The following is a 2,139-nucleotide window of genomic DNA, read 5'->3' as shown; positions in this document are numbered from 1 at the left end:
ATCTGCGTCGGGTAGCCGGCCCAGGTCCCGGATTTCAGGCCCTTGTTCCAGCGGGTGAGCGCGAGGGTGACCTTGTGGGCACCGATGTGCAGGCCGGCGGCATCAGCCTCGGCGACGCACACGCCGTGGGGCGCGTCGTTCTCGATGAAGATCCACCGGAAGGCGATGCGGCCCTGCAGGTGCGGGAACAGCAGGCCCAGGACGTGGATGTAGAACGCGGCCTGCACCTCCATTCCCATCTGCTCGACGCGGCGGCCGAGGGTCTGAGGTGCGGCCGACTGATCTCCAGTCTTCACGTCCCAGATGATCGCGTGGTCCGGGTGGATCTCGACGCGGTCCATCATGATGCGCAGCCACGCGCCGGACACGTCGCGGGCGATGGCGACGACCTCGGCCGGTGCGGCCTGGAAGCCCTCGCACCCGGGGATGCGGGCGAGCCGGAGCGCGACCTGCGAGGCCAGCGTCTCGGCCTTCTCGCAGTCGGGGCGCAGGATCGGCGCGTCACCGGCAGCGTAGGCGGCGGCCCGGGAGGCCTTGGCGGCCCCACCCTTGTAGTCGGCCGCGTCAATGATCACGAGATCGGCGCCGTGCCCCAGGATCAGCTTGTGGGCCGCCGTGCCGATCTCCATCGGGCGGGTCGGGTCCCGCTCCGCGTCCGGGGCCTTGCCCAGGCGCGGGTGCTCGCTCCAGGCGTGCTCCTGGCTTTGGGTGATGAGTACCTTCGCGATGGACGAGGACAGCGAAGGCGTTACGGACGGATCAGCATGATATGCACGTGCCGGCATGTGATAGAGACCGGGGGTTTCAATCCGGCCTTCGAGATGTTGGGTAATCTTCATCATAACCTCGCAAATTCGCCATATGAGGCAACCGCCATCGCGCAGTACTCTGCGTAGGCATCCTCAGGCTTCTTGTGGTACTTGCCGCAGATCTGCTTGCCACGAACAAAGATAGTTGCGCGGTAGAGGCCAGAGAAAGCGTGGTAGCTCACTCCTTTGTAGCCAGAGCGGTTCGTTGTCCGCCTCTTTGTATTGGCGATATTCTGCGCCCGCGTAGCAGGGCGAAGATTGACGATCGCGTTGTTCGATCGGTTCAGATCGCGATGGTCGACGTCGTTTTCAGGCAGGACGCCGTGGACGTAGAGCCAAGCGAGACGGTGCGAGCGGAACGCCTGCTTGTTGAGGCGGATGACCTCGTACCCGTCACCATCCAGGCCACCGGCCCTGGATCCGGCAAGCTTCCCGCCCCGAGACTGTCTCCACGTGAAGAAGCCGGTCTCAGGGTCATAGATCAGCACCTGAAGGACGAAATCCTGGGTGATGACGGAGCGGCCGCTTGCCGTCTTCATGGCTGCTACTCCGCAGCCATGGCAGTCGACGAAGCGATAGAGCCATCCTCGATGACGATCCCAACCGCACTGCCTGCGCCAACCCGCTCGATCCAGACCTGATAGTCCGAGGTCTCGGCCATCTCGGCGAGGATCCGCATGGCGTCCTCGTCGAGGAGCGAGCCGTCCTGGATGCGGATGACCCGGAGCTTCGGATTGGCCGCGATCGCGATGGCGACGGACGTGCGCAGCTGCTCGGCGCTGGACGCCTGGTCGAACGGGACCTCGTTCAGCAGGATCTCGTCCTCGCCAAACCCGATGCCGGGCACGGGCAGGTGCGCCTTGGCGATGGCCTCACGCTTCTCGTTGGCGCGCTGCTCGATGGCCTTGGTCAGGGCGGCGGCTTCGGTCTCGGCAGCCTGCACCTGCGCCTCGATCCGGACCCGCTGCTCGCGCTGGGCGACGGCGGTGTTGGTGCGGCCGGCTTCCGCGATGCGCTCGCGCAGGTCGAGCGTGTCGATCGGCTCGGGGAGGGCCGCGGCGTCGGCGAGCTTGCCTCGGGTGACGACCATGCGGGCGTTGATCTTGTCCGCCTCCGCATCCGCCTCGTCTGCATCATGCCGAAGCTGCTTGGCGCGAGCCCGAAGCGTCTCGATGGACACTTCTTGCGCCGCGACCTCGTCCTCGGCCTGCTCCCGCCGGATGCGGCGGCGCTCAAGGTCGGTGTTGAACTCGCCCGCCTCCTCCAGCTTCGCGACGAGGGCTGCATCGTCGATGCGCTCGGCCGGCGTGCCGGCGGGGACCTCGATGCT

3 protein-coding genes are annotated in these 2,139 nt (G+C 66.4%); all 3 read right to left on the bottom strand.

Annotated elements, in window-relative coordinates:
• Positions 1–785, bottom strand: a 785-nt coding sequence (locus tag K2X24_RS21990; protein WP_292501119.1) for a PD-(D/E)XK nuclease family protein, incomplete at its 3' end; no start/stop codon positions are given.
• Between the two features lie 53 nt (positions 786–838).
• Positions 839–1,348, bottom strand: a complete 510-nt coding sequence (locus K2X24_RS21985) for an HNH endonuclease (protein WP_292501117.1) — start codon at positions 1,346–1,348, stop codon at positions 839–841.
• A gap of 5 nt (positions 1,349–1,353) precedes the next feature.
• A partial coding sequence (locus K2X24_RS21980; protein ID WP_292501115.1) for a hypothetical protein occupies positions 1,354–2,139 on the bottom strand: 786 nt, incomplete at its 5' end.

Source organism: Methylobacterium sp., assembly GCF_019750675.1.
In the GTDB taxonomy this organism is placed as follows: Bacteria; Pseudomonadota; Alphaproteobacteria; order Rhizobiales; family Beijerinckiaceae; genus Methylobacterium.
Note: the sequence above shows the minus strand (reverse complement) of the source record. Positions and strands in the feature narration are given on the sequence as shown.